This is a genomic window from Gordonia alkanivorans (assembly GCF_004011905.1).
Taxonomy (GTDB): domain Bacteria; phylum Actinomycetota; class Actinomycetes; order Mycobacteriales; family Mycobacteriaceae; genus Gordonia; species Gordonia alkanivorans.
Genome location: NZ_CP027114.1, coordinates 3,374,341 through 3,394,012, shown reverse-complemented (window position 1 = coordinate 3,394,012; position 19,672 = coordinate 3,374,341). Strand labels below are relative to the sequence as shown.

Genomic DNA, 19,672 nt, shown 5'->3' with positions numbered 1-19,672 from the left:
TTACGCCGTCCACAATTCCACGCCGCGCGTCTTCGCCTCCTGCACAAGGTTCGTCTTCAGCTCGTCGTCGCCCTTGAAGGCATCCTCCAAGATGATGAACCTCGCGAGCTCCGGACTGTCGAGGACGGATCGCAGCTGCTGCAACGTCGGCTTGGTGTGCTCGTGGAGATAGGCGAGGACGAGTCCGTTACCGACCGACTTCAGCTTGAGACCATCAACCTCGGCGTCACGAATCTGTTCGGTCAACGAGTAGCCTTGCTTGAGCAAGAGTTCGGTGAGCAGCGAATCAGGAGCTGCAGTGTCGTCTGCGCTGTCGCGAAGGTCGAGGAGGTGCTGCTCAAGCGCGCTAGGTTCAACTTGGCCAGATACTTGCCATTTCGCGAAGTTAGTGTCGGTCAGCGTGTAGCCCCGGTATCCGACATCAAGCGAGACTTCGCGACCCCCTGATAGCTCCGGACGGGCGGCACGAATCTGGTCGCCAGCAAGATCGATTCGTCGACGTGTGATCGCCGAAATCGTCGTGAGGCCCGCCGACCTGGCATCGGAAGGCTCGGGCGTCGGCTCAGGTAGTTGAACCTGTATAAAACGACGGCTACCGCCATCCGCCGCGTTCATCGCCATTACCGCGTGAGCGCTGGTTCCCGACCCGGCGAAGAAATCGAGAACGGTGTCGCCATCTTCAACAATGAATGACATCACCTCACGAATTAGCGAAACAGGCTTGGGGTTTGTGAAGACCTTCTTGGACCCAGGAAACAACGTTCTAAGTTCATTCGCGCCAAGTCGACCGTCAAGCTCAATGACGCTAGGGAACTTCTGCTTGTAATCCTTGGCGTAGACCTTGAGCTCGATGATCTTGGTTTCGTCCTCACCGAAAAGCACGCGGCCTTCGGTAAGCAGATCGCGCATCGTTTGCTCAGGAAATCGATAGCCCAACAGCGGCTGAGTGCAAGCTTTTCCTGTCACTGGATGAATCACATCGTAGCGGTAACCCTCTTTTCCGGGGTTATGGACTGATTGGCTTCCGGTATATACACCGTCACGGTCGATGTATTTGTAGCGATCAAGCGGGCCGAGCACTGAACGGTGCTCGCGAAACCAATTGGTATAGGCGGCAGACAATTCGGCTTGATCATCATATTCTCGAACGAGGTCGGCACCCACCGACATAAGCAGATCCCGAGCTGCACTATCAGAGCTCTTCCATACAGCCGAACTGGAGGCGATGCGCCGGGCGTAAATTACTATGTATTCGTGCTCGATCGCGACCCGTGTCGGGTTGTTGTCTGTGGCGTTTTTCCAGACCACGGTGGCAACAAAGTTCTCCGACCCGAACACCTGGTCCATCACATGCTTTAGATTCGCAACTTCGACATCATTGATTGAGACAGCGACAACCCCGTCCTGCGTCAGAAGATTTCGGGCAAGCTTCAATCGCGGGTACATCATGTTGAGCCAGTTCGAATGGAACCTCCCCTCGGAATCCGAGTTCGTCCTAACCTTCTTGCCTTCTTCGTTGACCTGTCGAGTCCACTCCAGGTACGTCGCAAGTCCTTCCCTGTAGTTATCGGGGTAGACGAAGTCCTTGCCTGTGTTATACGGCGGGTCGATGTAGATCATCTTGATCTTGCCGTGGTAGTGCTTCTGCAAGATCTTGAGGACTTCGAGGTTGTCGCCCTCAATGAACACGTTCTTAGTCGTGTCCCAGTCCTTGCTGTTCTCGTAATCGGGCTTCAGCGTCGCCGTGGTCGGCTCTTGCGCCGCTCGAAGCGCCCGCTTCTTGCCAGCCCAGAACAGGCCGAACCGTTCCCGGTCGTCACCAGCGTCGTCACCAAGGAGTTCCTTCAGCTTCTCGACGTCGACCTTGCCATCCGCGATGGCCTCAGGAAACAGCTCCGAGAGCTGCGCGGCGAGCTCCGTCTTAAAGTCGGGCGTGCCGCTCGGCGTTTCGTAGATGTCCTTTAGTTTGTCGTTGCTCATTGCTGGTTCCTCGGTTGTTCCCGTATGGGTTAGTCGTTCGGTGTTGTCGCGGTGGCGGTTCTCATCAGGTCACCACCTTCCAGCGGATGTTGAACAGGTGCTCGATGGTCTGTGTGCCCTTTAGCGCTTGCTCGATCAGCTCGAGGTAGTGGTCGGCTTCCTCGCGCATCTTTCTGCGCGCGACGCGAGCCTCTTCGTCCTCGTCCTCCGCGCGCTCGGCCCACTTGCGGGCTTCCTTCTTGAACTTGAGCTGCTGCATCGGATCGTCGTTGCCGCGCGCGTTCTTGCGGGCTTCCTTCTCCTTAGCCTTGTACTCTCGGATCTTGCCTTCGGACTCGGCACGGCGATCCTGCAGGTTGCGGTAGAGCAACTCTTCTTGTTGGTCGTAGTAGCGAGAGTTTCGGCCCTGCACCTCCCGCTCAAGGTGGGCGCGACGCTCGGCAAGGTACGGCTCAAATTTGTTGTCGTCGATGCTGACCTCGGCGCCTTCGTCGATGCAGGCCAGATCGAGCAGGTCGGCGGCGTACTCGTGGTCGAGCCACTGACCTTCATCGGTCACGGCTCCGGCAAGCATGTAGGACTCGCTGATGTCGTCGTTCCTGGCTTTCATGCTGAAGGTGACGAGCTTAACCGCAAGCTCACCCGACGTACCAACGAGTTCCCTAACTGCGGTGCTGACGCGCTCGGAGTTGCTGAGGCTGAATGTAAGTTCCCTGGCGGGGGTGTCGACGGCAGTGGCGGACTCGACGACGTAAGTAGCGAGCGGTCCGGAGAATCGGTACTGGTGGGCGTTGTCGAGTGGTTCGGACTTGAAATAGTAGCGACCCGTCGGCGCGTCGTTGACCGGTGAATCGTGCAGGACGAAATGCCGTCCGTCGCCCTCGAAGTCTGCGTAGCCGGCCAGCTGGCGCTTAGTGATCGCGAGTAACAAGCGTTCAAACTTGTTGAGCACGGCCCCGGACTGGGCGTCGTAGGACTTAAGGCGGTCTTGAACGTTGGGGTCGAGGTTGTCGAACACCTTGGACTTGGCGGCCGCCATCTCCGAACTGATCTCGCCTGCGTACTGCTTCTCGAGTTCCTTAAACGCTCTATTAATGTCCGCATCACTGCGAGAGTTGCTTAAGATTCGGTTGATGGTTTTCTCGAAATCGAAGCCGTCCTCGATGGAGCCGAGCACTTCGTCGGAAGCTCCGAAGACACCTTTGAAGAGGTGGAATTTATTGGCGAGCAGCTCAAGGATGCGGGCCTCGGCTGCGTTGCCCTTGTTCGCGAAGTTGGCGACGACGACATCGAACTTCTGACCGAAGCGATGCACACGACCGATACGCTGCTCAACACGTTGAGGGTTCCAGGGAAGGTCGTAATTGACCAGCATTGAGCAGAACTGGAGATTAATACCCTCTGCGGCTGCTTCAGTAGCAATCATAATCGTGCCCTGATCGCGGAAGTAGTCCACAAGCGCCTTGCGTCGGTCTGCTGCCGGGATTCCGGTGATGACGTCGCCGTCCTGGTTGGCTTCTAGCCAATCACGGTAGATCCCGTTGGCCGCGGGCGAGTTGTTGCTACCGTTGAAGAGGACGAGCCCCTCGCCGCGGCCCGCTTCGGTCAGTGTGCGGAAGATGTATTCCTGAGTCTTGGTGGAGTCGGTGAAGATGATGGCCTTCTGGGGCGCCCCAAGTTCCTTGAGCCGTTCAAACCCTCGATCTAAAGCTTCGGCGAGCTTCACGGCTTTCTGGTTGACCGCGATTGACCGCGCGAGAGCCGCGTAGCTGCGGAGTTCGTCAACCTCAGCCCGCATCGCTTCAAGTGTTTTGTTGTCGAGCTTCGCCCCGGCAGCCGGGCCACATTCCGTGGACGCTGCGCTTGTTTCGAACTCTTCGACCTCTTCATCAGTCAGGTCGTCGGTATCGAAATCGGCAAGCAGCAACCCGCCTCGGCTGTCTCGACGAATTCCTGCCTCTACCTCCGCGTCGAGCCGGTCTGCAATGCGTTCGAGCGTACTGGCCGTTGCGTACGTACTCGATCCAAGACGCTTGCGAAGAATCAAAGCGGTCAAGTGGCGCTGGGAGTTCGAGAACGCGAACAACTCGTCTCGCTGCAGGTAGTCGTTGACCTTCTCGTAGAGCTCGATCTCGGCAGGGCTGGGCATGAACTCGACCGTCAACGGCAGGCGCTTGGTGAAGTGGATGTACTTCTCGGCGTCACGACGCAACGTGCGCTTACAGATACCGGCAACACGCTCGACTAGGTCGTCGTTGTCGCCTAGGCCCTTGGCCTTAACGTAGCGCTCGCGAAACGCGTCGAGTGAGTAGAAGTAGTCGGGATCAAACACACTGACGAGCCCGTAAAGCTCTTCGAGGCGGTTCTGGAGCGGGGTTGCTGTGAGCAGGATGGTCTTTCCAGAACCTCTAACGATGTGGCTGATCGACTCGGGGGCCTTGTTTCGGCCGGTGTAATGGTTGCGGAGCCGGTGGGCTTCATCACAGATCACCAGATCCCATTCACGGAGCAGACTCGTCTCGTGGCGGAGCGCGAACTCGTAGGAGCAGATCAGCACCTCTGCGCCTTGAGCAGCCGTTCGCGCGAGTTGTTCGTCCTTGAACTTTGGATCGAGCAGCTGACTGGGGATCAGGAACTTCTCCATGAGCTCCTGTTGCCACTGCTGTCGGAGACTGGAAGGCGCGATGATCAGAATCCGACGCTTGCGCTCAGCCCAGTACTGTGTGATGACGATTCCGGCTTCGATCGTCTTCCCGAGGCCGACTTCGTCGGCAAGAATGACGCCGTTGAGGTACGGGGTCTGAAGCGCAAAAAGCGCCGCATCGATCTGATGAGGCTTGGGCTCGACCTGGGCATCGAAAAGAAGGCCTGCAATTTTGCCGACGTGATCGTTCGCATAGGAACGCTGAAGCTCGTAGGCGTAATACTTCGCCTGGTATGCGTTTAGCCCCATCTGGATCCTAATCTAGCAACCGTCGATATCGGTTAAGGTGTCGCACAGGCAACCGCTAATAGCCTGCCATGAAGGGCCGACACATTCGTGGAGTTGAGGTGGGCCCTTCGTAGTGGTCCAGTTGTTGTGCGACTCTGTTGCCCGAGTGTTTGGGCAGGAAGAATCGATGACGACATGGCAGGTAGCAAGCGCCGGCGGCATACGCCGGATCAGATCATCCGCAAGCTGGCCGAGGGCAGCAAGCTCCTCGGGACCGGGCAGGAGTTGGCTGAGGTGTGCCGGCATCTGGAGGTCACAGAGTCGACCTGGCATCGCTGGGTGGCCCAGTACGGGGGCATGAAGGCCAATGACGTCAAACGCCTCAAAGAACTCGAAGCTGAGAACGCTCGGCTCAAGAAGTTGGTCGCCAACCAGGCCCTCGATATCGACATGCTCAAGGAGGTTTCGTCGGGAAACTTCTGACCCCGAACCGCAAGCGCAGCGCCGTGACGATGCTGCGTGAGCGGTTCGGGGTATCTGAGCGGCGAGCATGTGCTGTGGTGGGCATCCACCGCTCCACGATGCGACTGCACCCAGCGCCGATCACCGCGGAGGAAGCCGAGCTGCGGTCCTGGCTACGTGGGTTTTCCACCGACCGGCCCCGCTGGGGCTGGCGACGCGCCGCGATCGCCGCGCGCAAAGCGGGCTTCACGGTCAACAACAAACGCATCCGCCGCCTGTGGCGCGAGGAGGGGCTGCGAGTTCCCCAGCGCCGCAGGAAGAAACGGCTCACCGGAATCGGGACCGCGGTTGGGGCGATGTGCCCAATCCGGCCGAACGTGATCTGGGCGATGGACTTCCAATTCGACACCACCGCCGACGGCCGAACCATCAAAATGCTCAACGTGATCGACGAGTTCACCCGCGAAGCCCTGGCGATCCACGTCGACCGCGTCATCAACGCCGATGGCGTGGTTGACGTTCTCGACCGCCTGGCCCTGATACATGGTCCACCGTGCTACGTGCGGTTCGACAACGGACCGGAATTCGTCGCTCACGCCGTCAACGACTGGTGCCGATTCAACGGCACCGGATCACTATTCATCGACCCCGGCTCCCCGTGGCAGAACGCCTGGATCGAATCGTTCAACGGCCGCCTGCGCGACGAGCTGCTCAACTCCTGGCGCTTTGACTCCCTGCGCGAAGCCCGGGTCATCATCGAAGACTGGAGGATCGACTACAACGCCAACCGACCCCATTCGGCCCACCACGGACTCACCCCCGCCGAGTTCGCCCTACAGTGGACCACGACCCACCAACCCCAAGCCGCATAGCGACTGGACCATCGAATGGGTCCCCCTCAGAGTCTGGACCGCGCGTCGCGCTACTCACCTGAGATGAGGGTCACTACACAGGCATCGCCGATTGTTTCGGTGGGCGCCATCGAGGCATCCAGGTTGCCGGTGACACGCCGGTGAACTTGGGCCACTCCCCCCTTGCCGCGTCAGGTGATGCGGACCGTGGCCACTGTCCATGGCCATGAGAAAGTCCCCACTGGTGGCCAGGTCGAGGTCCCCGTTGGTGGCCAGATAAAAGTCCCCACCCTGTGTTCGTCGTGTCGACCCGGAACTGAAGGCCCAGGCGATGACGGTGAAGGTGCCAACCGATCACCATCACCGCCCGGGAGTTCCATTGAAGTCTGCGAAGGACCGTATGGACATCATTTCTGCTTACCGAGAACTCGGAAGCTATCGCGCCGCAGCCGAGGTGTGCGGCACCACCCACAAGACCGTCAAACGTGTGGTCGACCGGTTCGAGGCCGACGATCAGCCACCCGACCGCAAGGAACGGGCCCGCAACTACGATGCGGTGGCCGAGCTGGTCGCTGAGCGAGTCGAACGCTCACACGGTCGGATCACCGCCAAACGTCTGCTGCCAGTAGCGCGAGCGGCAGGATATGAGGGGTCGTCCCGCAACTTCCGCCGGCTGGTCGCGCACGAGAAGACACAGTGGCGCCGTGACCATCACCGTGGCCGTCGCCCGGCAGTGTGGGCGCCGGGTGACTATCTGGTCATCGATTGGGCCGTGATCGGCGGGCTGCACATGTTCTGCGCGGTGCTGGCGTTCTCGCGGTGGCGTTTCGTTCGGTTCGCCACCAACGAAACAGCCACCACTACCCTCGAATTCATTGCTGAGGCGTTGGAGGAGATCGGTGGAGTGCCCAGCAAGGTGCTCGCGGATCGGATGGGTTGCCTCAAGGGCGGAGTCGTCGCCAACGTCGTCGTACCGACCCCCACGTATGTGCGGTTTGCCACCCACTACGGGTTCGCCCCGGACTTCTGTCACGGCGCCGATCCAGAGTCGAAAGGGATCGTGGAAAACCTGTGCGGGTACGCGCAGTCGGATCTGGCGCAACCGTTGTGGACCGAAGCCAAGATCGCCGCCGGTTGCGACGACGTGCAGCTGGATGTGCACGCAGCGAACCGGGCCGCGCGGGACTGGTGTACCGAGGTCAACACCCGCCGCCACAGCGACACACTATGCGTTCCCGCCGACCAACTTGTGATCGAACGAGAAGTGTTGTCGGCGTTGCCGTCTCTGCGGGCTCAGGTCGGTCCGCCACCGGTCACTCGTAAGGTCGACCGCCTGTCCTGTATCCGGTACGCCTCGGCCCGCTACTCGGTACCCAACCGGCTCATCGGCACCACCGTGACCCTCATCCAGGACGGTGAGCGGCTCCTGATCGCCGAACCCGCCTCCGGTGAGATGGTTGCCGAACATCTGCTGGCCGCACCCGGAGAGGTCGTCCTCAACGACGACCACTACGGGGGGCCACGCACACCGCCCAGTCGTGCACCACGACCCAAAACTGCGGTAGAGAAACAGTTCTGCGATCTCGGTGAGGTCGCTGAGCAGTTCCTGGTCGGTGCTGCGGCGATCGGTAATACCCGCCTGGGCGGTGAACTCGATGACATCCTCGGACTAGTCGCCTCCCACGGCCATCAACAGGTACTCACCGCCCTGACCAGGGCGGTGGCGTTCCGACGGTTCAAGGCCGCCGATGTGCGTTCGATCCTCGATGCCGGAGCCGGCACCCCCAACCCGCGACCGGCCGGCACAGCACTGCTCGGCCACCTGCCTACCGCGCCCACCCGCTCGCTGGATGCCTACAAGCTCGGCGCCGGCGACAAAGAGGTGTCATGACCACCACAACATCGAAACCAGTTGCACCCCAAACAGTGCCGCCACTACCGGCCGACCTCGACCACGCGCTACGCCGATTGAAACTGGCCTCGATCCGCCGCACCGCACCCGAGGTGCTGCACACCGCGAAAACTCAGCGATGGACACCCGAAGAAGTACTGCGAACCCTGGTCGAAGCCGAGATCGCCGCCCGTGACGCCTCCAACATCCGCAACCGACTCAAAGCTGCCGGGTTCCCGCTCACCAAAACCCTGGAATCGTTCGACGTGGCCGCATCGTCCATCCCGGCCAACACCTTCGAATACCTGTCCTCACTGGAATGGGTTCGGGCCCAACACAACCTGGCCTTGATTGGCCCGGCCGGGACTGGCAAGAGTCACACCCTGATCGGGTTGGGGATCGCCGCAGTGCACGCCGGACACAAAGTGCGGTACTTCACCGCCGCCGACCTCGTGGAGACCCTGTATCGCGGGCTGGCCGACAACACCGTCGGTAAAACCATCGACACCCTGCTGCGCCAAGATCTGCTCATCCTCGACGAGATCGGATTCGCCCCGCTCGACGACACCGGCACCCAACTGCTGTTCAGGCTCGTCGCCGGCGCCTACGAACGCCGCTCTCTCGCGATCGCCAGTCACTGGCCCTTCGAACAATGGGGACGCTTCCTGCCCGAACACACCACCGCCGCCAGCATCCTCGACCGGCTACTGCACCACGCCACCATCGTCATCACCGACGGCGACTCCTACCGCATGACACACCGAACGGAGGTACCACCCACCTAAAACATCCCGCACAGGGTGGGGACTTTTACCTGGCCACCAGCGGGGACATCAAACTGGCCGTTGACACGAGTCGTCGGAGGCAACGAGCGAGTCACCACGTCTCATTGCGAGTCTCACGACGGACGACCCCCAGCCAGTCACCACCGCAGATATCGGACATGATTGGGATCGCAAGGGCGCAAAGTACATGCAATCCCCGACGACCACACTTGGCTCTCGCGAGGACCTTGACCGCGTCAACTCCCAGTCGGTTCGGCGAACGATCACCGCTGCCGTACGTGAAACCGTGTCCATCGAGGGTCCGATCGAGCTAGATCGGCTGGCGCGAAGCATTGGTCAGCGCTTCGGCTACGACCGCCTCCGCGCCACACGTAAGGACTTCATCCTCGACTGTGTGCCGCGTGCACTGATTCATGGGACCCAGTTGGGAAGTTTCGCATGGCCCGAACAGCTCGACCGGGACACGTGGCGTGGCTTTCGCTCCACCTCAGTTGGTGTGACCCGGCCCCTGTCAGAGATTGCCCCAGAGGAGATCATCAACGCGATGGCCGCGTCGTGCGGGCCCCGCGGCCTCGATGAAGAGGCACTGATGCGCGAGACGATAGGCAAGTTCGGACAGCGCCGGCTGACTCAGGGCACAACCGAGCGCCTCGCCGCCTGCATCGCTTTAGCGGTGAAGACAGGAAGGTTGTTGCGAATCGGTCAGACGATCAGAGCAGGAGCGTGAAGTAGCGAGCACCGGAAACCGTCACAAGTGACACATGAGGTGGCACCGTCCATCCATATGAGGCCAGACTGCTCTAATCTTCTTGCGTGGCAGACCTTCCGAATACTTTGATTGCGTCTTGGACCCCGGATCCGCGAGTTGCGACTTGGGCACACAAGCGCGGGTTTGGCCCAGCGCAGGAGATGTCCAACAACGCGCTGATCAAGCTCGCGAAGGCCCACAAGGGTAAGCCGGTCGGCTTGTACATGTGGGAGAGCGCCAATCACGAGGTGTACATCGGGATCTCAAATGACTCGGTAACCAAACGTCTGCGACAGCACGTGAAGAACTATGACGCGGCAAATATCCAGCGCTTCTGGTACCGCGCGAACGCCGGCACGCGGGAGAAGCTCCGTGAGATCGAGCGTGAACTCATCCACCACGCCCTCGCCGCAGGCTTCACAGTGTTCAACCGCGAGCACAGTGCGATCATCTATGGCGATTCCGTCTTCGACGAAGACATTTCCGTAGCACGCCAACAGGAGTGGTTTGCCGACCCAGTTGGCGCGAACGCAACTCAGCCTGCACGAAAAGACGATTCAGCGTCCGCGACCGCTCGGGCGACGAAACAGTTTCAGAAATTCATGAAGCTGCCAAGTGCTCCAGGACTCGTCGATGCGTTGAGTCTTTATCTCGCCGCATGCACGCCGTTCCCGGTGGAGACCGAAAGCGAGTACTGGAGTCTGACTTGCTTGCCGGGCTGGTCGAAACATCGTCTGGTGACCCTCAACATGGGCTACCTCGAGATGTTCTGGGCTACTGACTTAGGAGGGAACAGAACCGAGATCAGCGTAGGTGCTGACTACCAGTTCTTGCCACGCAGGCTCACGTGGCTGAAGCTTCGCAGACTAGGAGTGAAGAAGACCGGCCCTGCGCACGCCGGTGGCGGTCCGAACGAAGAAGTCCTCCGGTTCCGATCGGTTGACAGCTTCATCAATGTCATGACGACCTCCCCGAGGTGCGTCTCGCGGTTGCTCGCTTCGCGCTCGATCGCATGCGAAAAGGACGAGTCTCCGGGCGATATCGGGAGGCCCACAACTGTTTGCTCGCCGAACAAGCACTGCGGAAGATGAGTGACTGGAATACGACAGACTTTCGGGTACTCACTCGTTGGCGCACGAACTTCCACACGGCGTCGAGCTGGCGAATCTGATATAAGCCGAGGAATAAGCATGACCACGAGTTACGACCAGCTCCTCATAGAATGGGCACACTCATACAACGGGTATGAGCGGTTGGCAGGCAACGGTCCACGACATCTCTATGAACTCACCTTACCTCTCCAGCGCGCGTTTGATCGCAATGGAAACATTCCTGAATGGGCCGGCGTTGACCTACTTCGCGGCTGGACGTTCTACCTTGCACGGGCGCATCGGCATGGCGGCGCATACGACGACTTCGCCGTCGAGTACCCGCAGATCCTCGCGATTGTGGACGCCGTCAACCGGCACGAGGGTGCCAAAGACGACGATCGCGCGCCGAGCCGCAGGGAGAACCAGTGAGTGTCGACGCGGGTCTCGTCAGAGTCAGACACTTACGGACGTAGTCCCACTGAAAATCGTCACCGATGACGTGACTCGGCCGCAAACCTCGAGCGCCTCGCACATCTCAGCTAACGGGCCGGCGAGCGACACGAGGAGAACGCGCTCGAACAGCGTCCACGTCCCAACGTCACGGACCTCGTCGTACCGACCGATCCAGCCGCAATGCACGGGATCATTTCTGCGTTGCGCTCGTGCCACTCGGCGGGTGTCAGCTTCTCCGGTCCGGGACTCCCCTACACCGACAGCTGACTCCCCGACCGCCGCAACTCCGAGAACGCCTTGATAGTCGTCGAGCTCCGGCCCGACCTCGGTCTTCGACACCATCACCACGTTGTCCACGTACGGCTGGATTGTGCTGGCGTTCTGGGCCGTGGCGACGATGATCAGCTGAAACCCGAACTTGCGGAACGCCGATAGCGCTTGCTGGGCGAACTGCGGGTCGGATTTGGAGAACGTCTCGTCGAGCATCAGCTGGGCGAAGATGGGCCGGTTGTCGTTGCCGTGCGGACTGGCTAGGTTGAAGCTCAGCGCGCCGGCGAGACAGAAGGCCACTCCGAGAAGGAAGGGGCCATCTGAGGGATCTCTCTGTCGCCCGGGGTACTTCGTCGCCGTAGTCATTAAAGACCTTGACTGCGATCTTGCGGACGGTGGCTTAAGAATGGCCGGAGCAGACATTCTGGTCGAGCGACTCCCACGCGTCGGAATCGGTATCTGCCTTTCGCACCGCCTTGAGCCTCCTACATGGATCTTGGCGCCCGGAAAGTCGCATGCCGAACAGAAAACGGCACCTCGTTGTAGTCGTTGTCGATCGTCCGGAGCGCGATCTGGCGGTGTCGGCTCCGGATCTCCCCGTAGTCGGGTTACGGTCCATCTCGGCTCACACCGCACGCAAAGAGCTTACTGAAGACCACGCCGCCGAACGCCTGGCGACCCGACGCCGACGCACATTGCGGCTACTATTCCGGCTATGCAAGCCAGCGCAGCCGAGCTACTCGTCGAGTTGAGAGCGCTGTGGAACGACTGGCAAGAACGGCCTCTCTGGTACTTGCACACCTTCCTACCGAACGTCGAGGCCAATGGGGCACGGGCCGGCCGGTCTCCCGTAGAACAGGATCTTTTGCGCCGCCTTCGGGCAGTGCTGGACGAGTCTGACTGGCGAAATCTAGCCGAGCTGGTTGACCGCGTGGACCAGCGCCGCGTTGAGGATCTGGTGAAACACCAAGACGAGCAGCGAGCACGTGCTGAGGAGCTCGCTCGTGCACAGCGCGAAGCGGAGGCGGCCGAGCGCGCCGAATTCATGGCGGCCCAGCGAGCCGCAGAGCAAGAAGAAGCCGCTGCGCATGCCAAGGTTCTAGCCGAAGTCGCCAAGCGGGAACAGCAGAAGAGCTCGCTGATCAGCTCGCTAAAAGCTGAGTTCTCCCGCGACTTCTTCGGCGCTCACGGTTGGTGGCGACTAAACGACAAGAACAGCCTTGTAAGCAGCGCAGAATACCAAAATCTCGTCTCCGATTTCGTAACGGATTGGTGTCGCCACCACCTGGGCACAGCTTCAGGCGACGCCCGAAAGTACATTCCGAACCCAGAACAGGCGGCGGTGATCGGCGCCATATCGAGCCACTCACTGGTCGAAGCTCGTGCAGGGAGCGGGAAGACTGCCACAATCGTTGCTCGCGCCGTATTCCTAATCAAGGCGACGTCCGTAGATCCGTCCGAAATCTTGATGCTCGCGTTCAACGCCGCTGCGGCTGCAGAGATGCGGGACAGACTCGAAAAACTCCTACCTGGTGGACGAATACCGCACGTCATGACCTTCCATGCGTTGGCATATCGCCTCGTCCACCCAAGCGAAAATCTGGTTTTTGACCAGTCCGATAGCATTCGGCCACTGAGCCGCTTGGTCCAGGATGTAATCGACGAATTCATCTCAGTCCCCGAATCTCAGGAAGAGGTTCGGCAGATAATGCTTGCATACTTTCGGATGGACTGGGAATCGATCGCACAACGCGGAGATAACCTCAGCCATAGCGATCAAGTGGAGTATCGTCGGCAACACCTTCAGAGCGAAACTATAAATGGCGAGTTCGTCCGGTCATACGGCGAGAAGTTGATCGCCAATATTATGGCCGAGAATGACTTGACGTACTTCTATGAACGCGATCACCGTTGGGATGGGTTCAATTACAAGCCGGATTTTACAGTGTGCGATCATGACGGCAAGACATCAATTGTTATAGAATATTTTGGACTGACAGGCGAAGCGGACTACGACAGACTCTCGGCTGAGAAGAGAAAATACTGGAAAGGTCGACCCGAGTTTACGTTCCTTGAGTACAACGCGTATGACGTTAAAGACCCTTCATTTAGGACTCGACTTCTTTCGAATCTAGAGGAGGCCGGAGCGCGACCAAATCAGCTCACGGATGATCAGATCTGGCGTCGTATCAAGAAGAGGGCAATCGGCCGATTCACCGACACAGTAACGACCATGATAGGACGGGCGCGACAGCGCCGGTGGGATTCGAAAGATCTCCACGCCAATTGGCAAGAGGTCGCAGTTTCCGATCCCCACTTGAACATGTTCATTGATCTGGGTGCACGCATCTTGGACAGGTACGAGATCCGTTTGATCAATGACAGAAAGGAAGATTTCACCGGTCTGATTTGGCGTGCTGTGGATTGCATACGCGCCGGTGTGACGCAGTTTGGAAGCGCGGGCGTGATCGATGGCGATCTACGAGGGCTCCGGTTTCTGGTTGTTGACGAGTTTCAAGACTTCTCTATGATGTTTTACCGATTACTTCGCGAAATAGTCTCTGTAACAGGCGGCGCCCAGGTTACGGCAGTAGGTGATGAGTGGCAGGCCATCAATGAGTTTGCCGGATCGACAACCGAATACTTTCGAAGTTTCGAGGATCTGTTCACCGGGGGTCAGCGTATGAAGCTGTCCATAAACCGGAGATCAACAAATGACCTCGTACGTCTAGGAAACACTGTCATGGCCGGCCAAGGGTTCGAGGCGCGAGGATTTTCCGACAACTCCGGTGAGATCAGGGAATTTTCGATGGATTTGTTCTCCCCTTCCGCCCTTGAGGAAGATACTTTCGGCCAATTTGATCATCTTACGCCGAGCCTAATTCGCCTGATCACAAGTCATCTGCGGTATGGTCGGAGCGTTGCGGTGCTGGCCCGAGTTGCTCGACGACGATACAGAGTTCGCATCGATAATACTGATCACACCTTCTATACAATAGGCGATCTCGGGGGCTTTATACGCGAGCGTCTAAACGTCACCGAGCCAAGCAGCCTGATATTCAGCTCAACGCACGGGTTCAAAGGTCAAGAGTCGGACGCCGTTATCCTCTTGGACGTCGACGGCCGTAATTATCCGTTGATTCATCCGACATGGGTCTTGTTCCAAGTCTTCGGCGATGATATCGAGACGCTAACTGCTGCGGAAAGGCGATTATTTTACGTCGCTGTGAGCCGTCCCAGACGGTATCTCGATGTGATTACTACCCGCCGAGATCGATCTCCATTCTGGCCCGATGCTGATCACCAGAGGGTTCAACTCGCAGGAGTCGTGACGCGTGCGCCCTGGAGTTGTCTACCCGACGCAGCCGCACCACTCAAACCCGACTACGTGGAAATACGCGCCTACATCTCGGGTGCGGAGAACTTCGAAGACTTACGTAGGCATCTCCAGAAGACAGACTTTAGATTCCATCAAAGCTACACCAGATATTGGGTGCGTTTCCTCCACAAGTCCGATTTCAGTAGCGATCTACTTCATAGATCGCGCCTTGGGAAGTATCCGGGGGTGCGATTGGAAGCCTGGCATCAGGGACAGCTCCTGGCTACTCATTCTCAGCCATCCCACAACTGGTAAACCGCCCTCCGCCGGAGAACGTAACAACACTTTGAGGTTCAGGGCAGGGGCCCCAAGGTTTCTCCAACCACCGATGGTCAAAGAACGGCTCGAGCATGGCCCGACACCACCGACGCCGTCGACCAACTATCCGAACCCGCCTTCTGCGTTACTTGCTCGACTAACTACGCCCCGGAACGGTCAGCACCTCGTCGTTCCGACAAATCGAGTCGGCAACACGTGGAGTCAACTTCGCACCGAGATCCCATCATTCGGCGGGGGTCGGTGCCCCTTAGACCACCAACTGACTCCCCGACCGCCGCAACTCCGAGAACGCCTTGATCGTCGTCGATGTCGCCGTCGCAACCGGCCGCAGCTCCGGCCCGACTTCCGTCTTCGACACCATCATTACGTTGTCCACGTACGGCTGGATCGTGCTGGTGTTCTGCACCGTGGCGACGATGATCAGCTGGAACCCGAACTTGCGGAACGCCGATAGCGCCTGCTGGGCGAACTGTGGGTCGGACTTGGAGAACGCCTCGTCGAGCATCAGCTGGGCGAAGATCGGCCGGTTGTCGTTGCCGTGCGGGCTGGCCAGGTTGAAGCTCAGCGCGCCCGCGAGACAGAAAGCCATCAGCTTCTCCTGCTCGCCACCGGAGTTGTCGCCGGCGTTGGAGTAGGTGCGGATGGTTTCGCCGGACTCGGCGTCGTGTTCCTCGCAGTAGAAGTCGAAGCGGTTGCGCACGTCCAGGGCGTCGCGCGTCCACTGGCGGTCCTCCGGGGTGTTGCCGGCGAGACGTTCGCGCAGCAGCAGGATGTCGGAGTACTGCTCGAGGATGGCCTGCTCGTCACCGAAGCTGACCGCCGTTGCACGGTTGGAGATCTGCCGGGCCTTCTCGGTCAACTCCTCGACCGCGGCAAGCTTCTTGCGACCAGGTACCAGCCGTAGGCGGGTGCCGCGGTTGAACGCCACCGCACCCAGGCCGGTGTTGACGCGCTCGATCTGCTCGACGATGCGCCGTTCCTCGGCGTCGGCGGCCATGTGCAGACCCAGGATCGCGCCAGGTGCCTGCTCGGTGATCAAGCGGCGCATCCGCTCGTAGGCCGACGGCAGCTCGCGTTCGTCGATGCGGCGGCAGACGGCGACGTAGTCGTGGATGCGTTCGTCGAAGTCGTCGCTGTCGTTGGGGATGGCGTCGGGGAATTCCTCGTCGTAGGTGTCGAGGATCCGGGCCAGCTCGTCGCGGGATCGTCGAGCATCCGAGCGCATGCGGTCGCGTTCGCGGCCGGCGGCCTTGACGATCTCCTGCCGGTATGGCTCGGGGTTGAGCACGTCGAGGGTCGCCGAGAGGTCCTCGCGGAAGCCGTCGAGGGTCTTCTCCGCCTGCGCTGGAACGTCTTCGGGCTTGAGCCGGTCGATGAGATCGAGCAGCTGCGTGCGACGCTCGTCCTGGCGGGCGATCTTGTCCTTGACCAGCGCGGCCTGCGAGATCGCGTGACGTACCTGCTCCCACAGGTCTTCGGCCTTGCGCTGCAGCGCCTCGACGTCGGGGTTCTCCTCGATGAGGAGGTCATACTGGTCGGTGAGCTGGTCAACGCGGTCGTCGACGGAGTCGACATCGATCTCGTTCCACTGCGTGAACTGCTCACACACACGGCGGTAGGCGTCGCGGCGTCGTTCCTTGGCGGAACGTTCGCGGTCGAGTTCGGCGCAGTCCTCGCGGGCGTCCTCGAAAACGCGTTCCTCGTAGGCGAGTTCGTCGCGCAGCGCGGTGATCTTGGATTCGACGTCGCCGACGAAGATGTACTGCGAGCGGCGGAGCTGTTGGCGGTCGTCCTTGACGGCGAGCTTGGCCGAGTCCTTGCGCAGACCCTGGTCGGTGACCGCCTTGGCGTACTGCGAGAACTCCCCCGGGTTGTCGACGCACATGTGGTTGCCGAGCTTCGAGAGAACTGTCATCGCCTCGGCGGCACACGGGTGGCCGGGGTCGACGGAACGCAGCTTGGACGCAAGGGTGCCCGGCTCGACGTCGGGCATCGGGCGGGTCTCGGCCTGGTGCAGCTGGATTCGGCCGCGCATATCGTGCGAGTTCACGAAGCGCAGGGCGGAGCGGAAGTGTTTGTCGGGCACGAGGAGCCGCAGGCCGGCGTTGCGCAGGACCTTCTCGACGGCCAGGCGCCAGCGTTCATCGTCGGGATCGAGTTCGACGAGTTCGGCGACGTACTTAAGCTCAGACTCGTCGATCTGGAGCGCGTGGGCGATGACACGGCGCATCTCGTGTTCGGTGCGCGGCAGCGCGGAACCGGCCTGTTCGACGCGGCCGAGTTCTTCCTGGGCGGTGTCGCGGCGGCTGCGGGCGGCGACCTCGCGGGCCAGTGCCTCGGCGTAATGGGCGCGGCCGGCTTCGAGCTGACCGTCGATCTTGGTGGCCTCCTCGATCAGTTCCTCACGCAGCGACCAGAAGCCCTCGGCGTTGGTCGGCGGGCTGAAGCCGAGCGCGGAGACCTTGTCCTCGTAGGCGTTGCGGCGAGCGGTGACCTCGGTGCTGAGCTTCTGTGCGCCGCCGAGTTGTTCGCGCAGCGGTGCGAGGTCGCCGGTGGAGGTGGCGATGCGGGCCAGCAGGAGGCTGTGGTCCTGGCGCAGCTGGTCGTGTTGGGTGGTCAGCGCGGCGAGATCGCCGTCGAGGCGGGTGATCTGGTCGTCGAGGTCGGCGACCTCGGGCTGCGCGTTGCGGATCCGCAGATTGTTGACGTAGCTGCGGATCGTGGTGCTGTCGATGGTGTCGAGGACGGAGAAGGTGGCCGACTCGCTCGCGTACCGCTCGTGGACTTCCTCGATGTTGCCGAGGATGGTGCGCTTGCGGCGCGCGACGTCGAGCAGCTCACGGGCCTCGACGAGCGGGTCGATCTGCTCGAGGGCGTCGGAGATGCCGACGATGCTGGTCGGGGCGTCGAGCATGAATTCCCGGACGAACTGTGCGAGACCGCCGACGCTCTTGAGCGACTTGGCTTTTCCGAGGAGCTGCTGCGCGGCGTCGGAGCCGCGGATGCCGATGAGCGAGTACAGCGTCGAGAGGTACTTGCCCTCGCCGGGTCCGCCGCGCCAGCCGCGGTCGCGGAACTTGGCCGAGTTGTAGTTGGCGGCGGCCCACTCGTTGCAGGCGTCGACGATGTCGGCGTCGCCGTCGTAGATGAAGTACGAGCTGTGCGCGTCGGTCATCTTGCCCGCGGCCAGCCACTTGAGGACCAAACCGGTGATGGCGGTACCGGAGGTGGAGGTGTAGGTGACCGCGATGGCCGCCCACGCCGGGCCGGTGCCGCGCAGGTACATGATCTCGCGGTGGGCGTTGGTGCCGTCGCGCCGCTCGCCCCACGCGCCACGCACATACTTGCCGACGGTGCGCTTGCCGCTCGACGAGCCGGCCGCGGTGGCGTCGCCTGAGGCGTTGAAGTTGCGGCGGTGGTCGGGCAGGAACGCCAGCGAGATGGCGTCGAGCAACGACGACTTACCCGAACCCGACGACCCGGTGATCAGGGAACCGTTGGAGCTGAACGGGATCGAGTGATACCCGTCGAACACGCCCCAGTTGATCAGCTGCAGCCGGGACAGGTGGTACTGGTCGACGCTCACCAGTCTTCTCCTTCGTCGTCGCCGTACGCATCCTCGGCGTCGTCGGGCTGGGTGGGTTCGTCGGCCGCGCCCTCGGGCGGCTCCTCCCCCGTGTCGCCGGAACCGATGAACTGCTCGAACTGCCGCTGCAGATCGGTGATCACCGATGCCGTCATCACCGCGGAGATCACCGGGCTCACGGTGAACGTGTCCGCGTCGTCGCGCTGCTTGCGCAGGAACTCGAGCTCTTCCATCTTGTCGATGGCGCGTTCGATGCGCTTGTCGAAGAGCGCGAGGTCGCGGTCGATGGTGTTGGTGACACCGGCGAAGAGCTCGTGGATCTCCTCGCGGGTGATCAGCGCATCCTCGTCGCGGGCGGCGCGGATGTACTTGGCCAGATGCAGCGCGAGGATCGCGTCGTAGGTGTGGACGGTCTCACGCTTGAGAATGCGGCGGCCCCACCGGGATTCGTAGCCGGCCTGCTCGACGAAGGCGACCTGCAGCTCGTCGACGAGGCGGAGGCGAAGGTCGAGCTCGGACAGGCGGATTCGCAGGACGTCCTGATACTCGGACACCCACGACCACAGCTGCGGCTGCCGGTCACCGCTGACGTAGCGGCGGGCCAGCAGGTTCTGCAGCGCCCAGCAGGCACGGTCGGGCATCTCGCTGACGTCGCCGTCGAAGCGGGGTGCGGTTGGTGTGTGCGATGCGGCTCGATTCGCGACGGTGGGGAGATCGTCGAAGCCGGCGAATTCGTCGGGGGTTGCGGTGGGGCCCTTCGTGGCTCGCTGCGCTCGCACCTCAGGGAGCGAGGGGTCGGCTTCGTCTTGCACCTCGGGGCCCTTCGTGGCTCGCTGCGCTCGCACCTCAGGGAGCGAGGGGTCGGCGCCCTCCTCAGGGAGCGGGGGGTCGGCTTCGTCTTGCACCTCGGGGCCCTTCGTGGCTCGCTGCGCTCGCACCTCAGGGAGCGGGGGGTCGGACTGCGC

The 19,672-nt window shown here is 61.0% G+C and carries 11 protein-coding genes and 1 pseudogene; 7 read left to right on the top strand and 5 right to left on the bottom strand.

The genetic code is table 11. From position 1 onward, the window contains the following. Complete coding sequence (locus C5O27_RS15395; protein WP_127963076.1) at positions 1-1,980, bottom strand: site-specific DNA-methyltransferase; 1,980 nt, start codon at positions 1,978-1,980, stop codon at positions 1-3. A 64-nt stretch (positions 1,981-2,044) separates the two neighbouring features. After that, positions 2,045-4,933, bottom strand: coding sequence for an SNF2-related protein (locus tag C5O27_RS15390; RefSeq protein ID WP_127963075.1), 2,889 nt, complete (start codon positions 4,931-4,933; stop codon positions 2,045-2,047). A 174-nt stretch (positions 4,934-5,107) separates the two neighbouring features. On the opposite strand from C5O27_RS15390, the gene C5O27_RS15385 reads away from it, so the two are divergent. The 6 genes from C5O27_RS15385 (at position 5,108) to C5O27_RS15360 (ending at position 11,169) form a co-directional block, all read left to right on the top strand. Then, positions 5,108-6,246 (top strand): IS3 family transposase gene (locus C5O27_RS15385; protein ID WP_127962480.1). Its coding sequence is split into 2 segments (ribosomal slippage): positions 5,108-5,378 and positions 5,378-6,246, totalling 1,140 coding nucleotides; the frame shifts between segments, so codons are not numbered across the junction. Between the two features lie 358 nt (positions 6,247-6,604). Next, positions 6,605-8,116, top strand: coding sequence for an IS21 family transposase (istA, locus tag C5O27_RS15380; RefSeq protein ID WP_127963074.1), 1,512 nt, complete (start codon positions 6,605-6,607; stop codon positions 8,114-8,116). Further along, on the top strand, positions 8,113-8,901 hold the full coding sequence (gene istB, locus C5O27_RS15375) for an IS21-like element helper ATPase IstB (RefSeq protein ID WP_127963073.1): 789 nt from the start codon (positions 8,113-8,115) through the stop codon (positions 8,899-8,901). Before istA ends, istB begins: the two co-directional genes overlap by 4 nt. Positions 8,902-9,088: 187 nt before the next feature. Continuing rightward, on the top strand, positions 9,089-9,628 hold the full coding sequence (locus tag C5O27_RS15370; RefSeq protein WP_425269569.1) for a DUF3320 domain-containing protein: 540 nt from the start codon (positions 9,089-9,091) through the stop codon (positions 9,626-9,628). 86 nt (positions 9,629-9,714) lie between these two features. Continuing rightward, the gene (locus tag C5O27_RS15365; RefSeq protein ID WP_127963072.1) at positions 9,715-10,740 is read left to right on the top strand and encodes a GIY-YIG nuclease family protein; all 1,026 of its coding nucleotides are present in this window, start codon (positions 9,715-9,717) and stop codon (positions 10,738-10,740) included. 99 nt (positions 10,741-10,839) lie between these two features. Further along, complete coding sequence (locus tag C5O27_RS15360; RefSeq protein ID WP_127963071.1) at positions 10,840-11,169, top strand: hypothetical protein; 330 nt, start codon at positions 10,840-10,842, stop codon at positions 11,167-11,169. A gap of 275 nt (positions 11,170-11,444) precedes the next feature. Here the strand turns inward: C5O27_RS15360 and C5O27_RS15355 are convergent. Then, positions 11,445-11,763, bottom strand: a pseudogene (locus tag C5O27_RS15355) (SbcC/MukB-like Walker B domain-containing protein); the annotation flags it as partial. A 415-nt stretch (positions 11,764-12,178) separates the two neighbouring features. Here C5O27_RS15355 and C5O27_RS15350 point away from each other — a divergent pair. After that, positions 12,179-15,097, top strand: coding sequence for a UvrD-helicase domain-containing protein (locus tag C5O27_RS15350; RefSeq protein ID WP_127963070.1), 2,919 nt, complete (start codon positions 12,179-12,181; stop codon positions 15,095-15,097). Between the two features lie 271 nt (positions 15,098-15,368). On the opposite strand, the gene C5O27_RS15345 is transcribed toward C5O27_RS15350, so the two are convergent. Together C5O27_RS15345 and C5O27_RS15340 are read right to left on the bottom strand one after the other, a co-directional pair. After that, positions 15,369-18,707, bottom strand: coding sequence for an ATP-binding protein (locus C5O27_RS15345; protein WP_208651371.1), 3,339 nt, complete (start codon positions 18,705-18,707; stop codon positions 15,369-15,371). Next, positions 18,704-19,552: a DUF4194 domain-containing protein gene (locus C5O27_RS15340; protein ID WP_482788943.1), complete on the bottom strand. Its 849-nt coding sequence runs from the start codon at positions 19,550-19,552 to the stop codon at positions 18,704-18,706. The genes C5O27_RS15345 and C5O27_RS15340 overlap by 4 nt, the downstream gene beginning before the upstream one ends. Positions 19,553-19,672 lie beyond the last annotated feature (120 nt).

Excerpts from the sequence above, each read along its gene's own strand:
- C5O27_RS15395 (WP_127963076.1), bottom strand. The coding sequence starts at position 1,980 with ATGAGCAACGACAAACTAAAGGACATCTACGAAACGCCGAGCGGCACG.
- C5O27_RS15390 (WP_127963075.1), bottom strand. The coding sequence starts at position 4,933 with ATGGGGCTAAACGCATACCAGGCGAAGTATTACGCCTACGAGCTTCAG.
- istB (WP_127963073.1), top strand. The coding sequence starts at position 8,113 with ATGACCACCACAACATCGAAACCAGTTGCACCCCAAACAGTGCCGCCA.
- C5O27_RS15370 (WP_425269569.1), top strand. The coding sequence starts at position 9,089 with ATGCAATCCCCGACGACCACACTTGGCTCTCGCGAGGACCTTGACCGC.
- C5O27_RS15360 (WP_127963071.1), top strand. The coding sequence starts at position 10,840 with ATGACCACGAGTTACGACCAGCTCCTCATAGAATGGGCACACTCATAC.
- C5O27_RS15350 (WP_127963070.1), top strand. The coding sequence starts at position 12,179 with ATGCAAGCCAGCGCAGCCGAGCTACTCGTCGAGTTGAGAGCGCTGTGG.